This window comes from Streptomyces sp., assembly GCF_050698815.1.
GTDB lineage: Bacteria > Actinomycetota > Actinomycetes > Streptomycetales > Streptomycetaceae > Streptomyces.
This window is the reverse complement of the sequence record NZ_JBOHCV010000436.1, coordinates 1-7,213: the sequence shown is the minus strand read 5'-3', so window position 1 is coordinate 7,213 and position 7,213 is coordinate 1. Positions and strand designations below refer to the sequence as shown.

At 72.2% G+C, this 7,213-nt stretch carries 6 protein-coding genes and 1 pseudogene; 3 read left to right on the top strand and 4 right to left on the bottom strand.

Going from position 1 to position 7,213, the window contains the following annotated elements:
* Nucleotides 1-546: pseudogene (locus ACRDP3_RS15915) on the bottom strand (RNA polymerase sigma factor); the annotation flags it as partial.
* Between the two features lie 112 nt (nucleotides 547-658).
* On the opposite strand from ACRDP3_RS15915, the gene ACRDP3_RS15910 reads away from it, so the two are divergent.
* A complete protein-coding gene (locus tag ACRDP3_RS15910; RefSeq protein WP_431517604.1) occupies nucleotides 659-2,095 on the top strand; it encodes a cell division protein PerM in 1,437 nt (478 codons plus the stop codon).
* Between the two features lie 36 nt (nucleotides 2,096-2,131).
* Here the strand turns inward: ACRDP3_RS15910 and ACRDP3_RS15905 are convergent, their stop codons facing one another.
* Nucleotides 2,132-3,025 carry a hypothetical protein gene (locus ACRDP3_RS15905; protein ID WP_431517603.1) on the bottom strand — a complete coding sequence of 298 codons (894 nt, stop codon included), beginning with the start codon at nucleotides 3,023-3,025 and terminating at the stop codon, nucleotides 2,132-2,134.
* Nucleotides 3,026-3,344: 319 nt separating this feature from the next.
* Here ACRDP3_RS15905 and purN point away from each other — a divergent pair, with 319 nt between their 5' ends.
* Both purN and purH read left to right on the top strand, forming a co-directional pair.
* A complete protein-coding gene (gene purN / locus ACRDP3_RS15900; protein WP_431517602.1) occupies nucleotides 3,345-3,998 on the top strand; it encodes a phosphoribosylglycinamide formyltransferase in 654 nt (217 codons plus the stop codon).
* 58 nt (nucleotides 3,999-4,056) lie between these two features.
* Entirely contained in the window at nucleotides 4,057-5,643 is a 1,587-nt protein-coding gene (gene purH / locus ACRDP3_RS15895) for a bifunctional phosphoribosylaminoimidazolecarboxamide formyltransferase/IMP cyclohydrolase (RefSeq protein WP_431517606.1), read from the top strand.
* A 51-nt stretch (nucleotides 5,644-5,694) separates the two neighbouring features.
* Here purH and ACRDP3_RS15890 read toward each other — a convergent pair whose 3' ends face one another.
* Entirely contained in the window at nucleotides 5,695-6,282 is a 588-nt protein-coding gene (locus ACRDP3_RS15890) for a hypothetical protein (RefSeq protein ID WP_431517601.1), read from the bottom strand.
* A gap of 130 nt (nucleotides 6,283-6,412) precedes the next feature.
* Nucleotides 6,413-7,201 (bottom strand): RDD family protein, encoded by a 789-nt coding sequence (locus tag ACRDP3_RS15885; RefSeq protein ID WP_431517605.1) that lies wholly within the window; start codon nucleotides 7,199-7,201, stop codon nucleotides 6,413-6,415.
* Nucleotides 7,202-7,213: the final 12 nt, after the last annotated feature.

Genomic DNA, 7,213 nt, shown 5'->3' with positions numbered 1-7,213 from the left:
CGCGTGCCGCAGCCGTTCCGCGGTGGCGCGCGTACTGGCCTCCGTTTCGGCGGCGGTACGGGCCAGGCTCAGTCCGGCGCCGTCGCGCAGCAGGAGCGCGGCACGGTAGGAGCGAGGCAGGCTCAGCAGCGCCTCGCAGAGCGCGCGGTCGCGCGGCGGAACGCCGAGCATGGCCCGCGCGTGCCGTCGGCGGCGGAGGCGGGAGTCGCGCCAGGGTGCGAGCGCGTACTGATAGGTGGCGGCCCGCAGCCATCCCGCCGGGTCGCCGTCGACGGCGACCGTCGGCCAGTCCTCCCACGCGCGGCGGAACGCGTGCGCGACCGCGCTCCGCGCGACGGCACGGTGACCGCAGAGCAGGAACGCCTGCCGGGTGAGGGAGCCGGCGTGCCGGACGTGGAGCAGCTCGAAGGCGTCGGCTGCGGATTCGGGTGTGCGGTCGGGAGCGGGCCGGCCCGGGGATGGGGTCGGGGTGTTGGCCGGGGGCTGGGTTTCGGGCCGGGCCGGGGGCCGGGCCGTGGGGTCGACTGCGGCTCGCTGCGGGCTCACGCGCACCGCCGCTGTGCTTCTTGTGTGACAAGGTGCATGCGGACATAGTGGGCGACACAACGACAATCTGCTGTTACCAAGACAATAGGTGTGTTGTTGACAGCATGTTGCCGTGAGCCAAGTGACGCAGCGCAGCCCGACGTTGTCCCCGTACCGGCGCAGCACTTCGCGCGCGCGGCCGACGGCGATCACGTGGCTGTTCGGGGGGGTGCTCGCCGCGGGGCTGGGCCTCGGGGCGCTCGCCGTCCTCGTCCTGCTCCTGTGGATCATCTCCCCCTACCCGGACAGCGGTGCCGACGGTGCCCTGCACGTCGCCGCCGACCTCTGGCTGCTCGCTCACGGAAGCACCCTCCTGCGCACCGAGACCCACTCCGGCATGCCCGCCCCGGTCGCCCTGACTCCGCTGCTGCTGGCGGCCCTGCCCGGCTGGCTGCTCTACCGCTCGTGTCTGCAGGCCCTCATGGAGAGGACGGCGGGGCAGCCGGACGGAGTGCCCGGCGGGCCGGCACCGGCCGGCTGGGTGGCGGTCGGCTATCTGCTGACCGGTGCCACCACTGTGCTCTTCGTCGCGGGCGGCCCCTTCCCCGCGGACGTACCGAGTGCCGCGGTGCGGCTGCCGCTCTTCGTCGTGTGTGTGGCGGCGGTCGCCGCCTGGGCGGGCAGAGAGGGTACCGAACCCAAGGAGTCCGGCGCGGACACGGGGAACGCCCCGGACCCGCCGCTGCTCCCCTTGCCGCCGCAAGTGCGGGAGGCGCTCGCGCTATCCCGCCGGCTGCGACCGCTGCGCACGGCCGCGATCGCGACGGCAGTTCTGTGCGGTGGCGGCTTCCTGCTCACTCTCGGCTCCGTGCTCTGGCATCTGGACGCGGTGCGGGCCAGTTTCCCCCAGCTCACCGGCGACTGGTCGGGGCAGTGGGCGGTGGGGCTGCTGGCCATCGCGCTGCTGCCGAACGCCGCCGTCTGGGCAGCGGCGTACGGCCTGGGCCCCGGCTTCACGCTGGGGGCGGGCAGTGTGGTGGCGCCGCTGACCACCGACGGCGACTCCCGGCTGCCGCCCTTCCCGCTGCTGGCCGCGCTGCCCTCCGAGGACTCCGGCTGGTCCTGGGCAGGGCTGGTGGGGGTGCTGGCGGCGTGCGCGGTGCCACTCGCGGCCGCGGCTACGGTCAGCTGGTACGTGGCGCGCGCCGCGGTCCCCGTACCGGGCTGCCGGCAGGGCGCGGCGGGGCGGTGGAGCACCGTGTACGGGACGGGTCTGGTCGCGTGCGGCTGTGGTGTGGCGGTGGCGCTGCTCGCATCCTGCGCGAGCGGGGCGCTGGGCACGCGGTCGATGGCGTTCTTCGGCCCGGACTGGTGGCTGACGGGGCTGGCGGCGCTGGTGTGGACGGCGGCGGCCGGGGCGCCCGGTGCGCTCGCCCTGCGGGCGTGGCGGCTGCGGGAGCGTGGACCTGACGACGACTGGCATGCGACGGCCGCTCGGCAGGCGCGCTGGACGGCGTTGAAGACCGCGTCGGGCGGACTGATGCCGGACTTCGAGCCCCGCCGCGACTGAACCGGCCGCCCCCGTGCGGCCGCCGTGCGGCAGGTGTCAGCGGTTCTCGAGGAGCGGGCGGAGCTGGCTGGGCAGCAGCTCCTTGCAGTCCGCGCGGGATGACGTGGTGAGGGCGTCCTGCGTGCAGGAGTAGTAGTCGCTGTAGATCATCTGGAAGGTGAAGGTCGCCGCGACCACGGCGAGGGCGAGCGCCGCTGTGATCAGCCCGCTGACCGCGGCCGTCGTACGGGACTTGGCGGCCTGGGCGGGTGTGACGCCGACCGGGATCGCCGGAGCTCGCGGGGCAGCCGCCTTGGGTGCCTCGGCGTCGACCGTACGGTCGCTGCCCGCGATGTCCTCCGCGGTGGCCCCGCCGGCGGAACCGCCGCGCTTGCGCGCCGGTTCGGCACGGGGCCCGGACGGGCCGCCGCGCAGTGAGTTGATGCCCCAGTAGAGGGACAGCGCGCCCAGCAGGAGCGCGACCTGGGGGAGACTGAACAGGGCGAAGAAGAGGGCCCAGATACCGCTGTGCAGGGAGTAGCGGGCGTGCCGCTGCAACGGGTCGGTCGGGTCCCAGCGCATGCCGCGGCCCGCTTTGCCGGGGCCGCCGCCGGTGGGGCCGTTCTCGTTCCCGTTCCCGCCGTTGCCGTTGCCGTTCCCGGGTCCGTTGCCGAAGCCGCCGCTCTGCCTGCCCGGCTGGCGGCTGCTCCACTGGCTGCCCCAGCTGGGCTTGCCGTCGGAGCCGGACCGCTCCGAGCCGTCCGAGTCCTCGGAGCCGTCCGACGGGCCCGCCCCCTTCTCCGTCCCCGTTCCGGTGCCGTGCTCGGAGTTCGCCCCGCGGCGTGGCTGCCAGGGCTGGTCGGGCCGGCCCTCCGGCGGTGCCGCGAAGGGGTTGTCCTCGCGGGAGGCGGTGTCGGATGGGGCCGCGCGGCGGCGGCTTCGGTCGGTCATGTGGTGAGTGTCTTCCCCTTGTCGTCCATGTCTCCCTGTCGTCCATGGAATCGCTGTGTCCATGGAATCGCCGGGCCTGCGCCCGTGCGCGTACGGGTTCCGTCCCTCCCTGACGCTACCGCCCCCATTCGCCCCCGTCCCGTGGGGGCCGCGTCGAGTGCCGGTATCGTTGCCGACGGTCGGACGCTTCGTAGAGTTCCCCGGAATTCGCCGTTCCATGGTTCGTACGACCACACAAACCGCTTCTCCCCCTGTGCGGCCCGTCCGGCCCGCCCGTCCTGCCCGCGCCGGGGGGTTCCCTTGAGAGAGAGCACTCGTCGTGGCCGCGCACCAGAGCCCGAGCCGTCCCGCTCGTCTCGTCGTTCTCGTCTCCGGTTCCGGTACGAATCTGCAGGCGCTGCTCGACGCCGTCGAGAAGTGGGGGCCCGACGCGTACGGCGCCCGGATCGTGGCCGTCGGCGCGGACCGCGACGGGATCGCGGGACTGGAACGCGCCGAGCGCGCCGGGATTCCGACGTACGTGTGCCGGGTGCGGGAGCACGCCACGCGCGAGCAGTGGGACCACGCCCTGACGGCGGCGACCGCGGCCTACGAGCCGGACCTCGTCGTCTCCGCGGGCTTCATGAAGATCGTGGGCAAGGAGTTCCTGGCCCGCTTCGGCGGACGGGTGCTCAACACGCACCCCGCTCTGCTGCCCAGCTTTCCCGGCGCCCACGGCGTGCGCGACGCGCTCGCCTACGGCGCCAAGGTGACCGGGTGCACCGTCCACTTCGTCGACGACGGTGTCGACACGGGACCGATCATCGCGCAGGGCGTGGTCGAGGTCCTGGACGAGGACGACGCCGACGGGGGCGCCGCACTGCATGAGCGGATCAAGGAAGTCGAGCGACGGCTGCTCGTCGATGTCGTGGGGCGACTCTCCCGCGACGGCTATCGCATCGAAGGACGAAAGGTACGGCTGACAGATGGGTGAGGGTGGCATGAGTGAGGGCGGCACGGAGACCGGCGGCACGGGCACCGGCACGGGCGACGTGAACGCCGCGGGCGCGAAGCGGCCGATCCGCCGGGCGCTGGTCAGCGTCTACGACAAGTCGGGCCTGGACGAGCTGGCCCGCGGTCTGCACGCGGCGGGCGTCCAGCTGGTCTCGACCGGTTCGACCGCGAAGCGGATCGCGGCGGCCGGTGTGCCGGTCACCGCGGTCGAGGAGCTGACCGGCTTCCCCGAGTGTCTGGACGGGAGGGTCAAGACCCTGCACCCGCGCGTACACGCGGGCATCCTCGCCGACCAGCGGCTCGCCGCCCACCGCGAACAGCTGGCCGAACTGGAGGTGGAACCGTTCGAGCTGGTGATCGTGAACCTCTACCCGTTCCGGGAGACCGTCGCCTCCGGCGCCGCACCCGACGAGTGCGTGGAACAGATCGACATCGGCGGTCCGTCGATGGTCCGCGCCGCCGCCAAGAACCACCCCTCGGTGGCCGTCGTGGTCAACCCGGAACGCTACGGGGACGTGCTGACGGCGGCGGCCGGGGGAGGCTTCGGCCTCGAGGAGCGCAAGCGGCTGGCCGCGGAGGCGTTCCAGCACACCGCGGCCTACGACGTGGCGGTGGCCACCTGGTTCGCCGACGGATACGCAGCAGACACAGCCGACGCCGACCCCGCCCTGAGCGGTCTGCCGGACTTCGCCGGCTCGGCCTTCACCCGTAGCAGCGTGCTGCGCTACGGAGAGAACCCGCACCAGCCGGCCGCCCTCTACACAGACGGCAGCGGCACCGGTCTCCCGGGCGCCGAGCAACTGCACGGCAAGGAGATGTCGTACAACAACTACGTCGACACCGAGGCCGCCCGGCGCGCCGCCTACGAACACCCCGGGCAGCCCTGTGTCGCGATCATCAAGCACGCCAACCCCTGTGGCATCGCCGTCGGTTCGGACGTCGCCGAGGCCCACCGCAAGGCGCACGCCTGCGATCCGCTCTCCGCGTTCGGCGGCGTGATCGCCGTCAACCGCCCGGTGTCGGTCGCGATGGCCGAGCAGGTCGCGGAGATCTTCACCGAGGTCGTCGTCGCGCCCGGCTACGAGGAGGGCGCCGTCGAGGTGCTCTCCCGCAAGAAGAACATCCGGGTGCTGCGCTGCGCCGCCGAGCCGTCCGCGTCCGTGGAGTTCCGGCCCCTCGAGGGCGGCGCGCTGCTCCAGGTCAAGGACCGGCTCCAGGCGGCGGGCGACGACCCCGCCAACTGGCGGCTGGCGACCGGCGAACCGCTGCCGGAGGCCGAGCTGGCCGAGCTGGCCTTCGCCTGGCGCTCCTGCCGCGCGGTGAAGTCCAACGCGATCCTGCTCGCCAAGGACGGCGCGACCGTCGGCGTCGGAATGGGCCAGGTCAACCGTGTCGACTCCGCCAAGCTCGCGGTCCAGCGCGCGGGCGAGGAGCGGTCACGCGGTTCGTACGCCGCCTCCGACGCCTTCTTCCCGTTCCCGGACGGGCTGGAAGTGCTGACGGAGGCCGGCGTCAAGGCGGTGGTACAGCCCGGCGGTTCGGTCCGCGACGAGGCCGTGACCGAGGCGGCGAAGGCGGCGGGCGTCACGATGTACCTGACGGGCACCCGGCACTTCTTTCACTAGGCACAGCTTTCACCAGGCACCGCTTCTGTTGAGCGCAGCCGGCCGACTCCCTCAGTAGCGCGGGCGGTTGAACCAGGCGCCCGACTGGGCGAACAGAACGATGCAGGTGATGCCGATGGCCACCCACAACATCCCGAGGGGGATGAAGGGCAGGCCGAAGAGAATGAGGAAGGACGCCCACACGATGCCGCCGATCCGCACGCCGTTGCCTCCCTTGGCCACCGAAGTGCCCAGCACGATGCCGGTGATGGCGTGCGCGAGGAAGAAGGCGGAGACGAAATAGAGGACCCCGGCGCTGTACTTGAGGTCCGCCGCGGCTGTCACGTTGTCCATGTGTTTGGTCAACGCGGCCATGGCGATCATGGCACCGATGGAGACGAGCGACTGGAGGCCTCCCGCGATGAACAGCATCACGCGGAGGCCGTTGACGTTGCTGGGCATCACTCCGGGCATGGCGCCCGGCATGGCACCCATCCCCATCGGGGCGGGCGGCGGGGCCTGCGGGTAGCCGTAGGCGGGCTGGCCGCCCTGCGGGGGCTGCTGCGGGTAGCCGTACGGCGACTGCTGCTGCGGCGGCTGTTGCGCGTAGGGGTTGTTGGCGTACGGATTGTTGCCGGGGCCCGGCGGTGGATAACTCATGGCGGTGTCCCTTCAGTTCGGGGGAGGCGTGCCCTGTGATACGTACGAAGACCGCGCCCGATTCTCTCGCGGCGCGGCCTTCGTGGCGTACTGGTATGCGGGTTGTGGTGCGGCTCTCGCCGCCTCTCCGCTACTTCTTGATGACGACGGTGCCGGCCGCGCGGTCGTGCCAGCCCTGCAGCTTCCCGCTGTTGTCGAAGAACGGCGACAGGAAGACGAGCACCGCGCCGATGTAACAGAGGACGGCACCCGCCACCGGCATGATGTAGCGGATGAACCCGCCGCCGGCGCCCGGGAGTTGGCCGTCGGCCTCCTTCACCACGCGCAGCCCCATGGCCATCTTGCCGAATGTCGCGCCCTTGAAGGCGATCATCAGCCACTCGTAGAGCAGCATGGCGATAGCGAGGGCCAGCATCATCATCATCATGACGCCGAGCGCGCCCATGCCCGCTTCCTGGGCGTCCTGGACGCACTCGCTGTAGCCGGGGTCTGTGTAGGTGCCGCAGTCCTCGACGGAGCTGCTGATGCCCAGCACGCTGCCGAGGCCCGCGAACATGACGATGCTCATGATGGTGCCCAGGATCAGACCGTCGATGAGCCGGGCCAGGAACCGCTGGCCCATCGTGGCCAGTTGGACCGGGCCGAGGTAATTGATGTTTATGTAGCCGTTGTTGGCCTGGACCGTCCCAGCCGGCTGCTGCGGGTAGCCGTAGCCGGGCTGGCCGGGGACGCCACCGGGCTGGGGCTGCCCGTAGGGCGCGCCCTGCTGCGGGTAGCCGTAACCGGGCTGGCCCTGCGGGGGCTGCTGTTGCGGGTAGCCGTATCCCGGCTGACCGCCCTGCGGGGGCTGCTGCGGCGGCTGCTGCGCGTAAGGGTTGTTCGGGTTCTGGCCGGAGCCAGGCGGCGGTGGGTAACTCACGAGCGTGCTCCT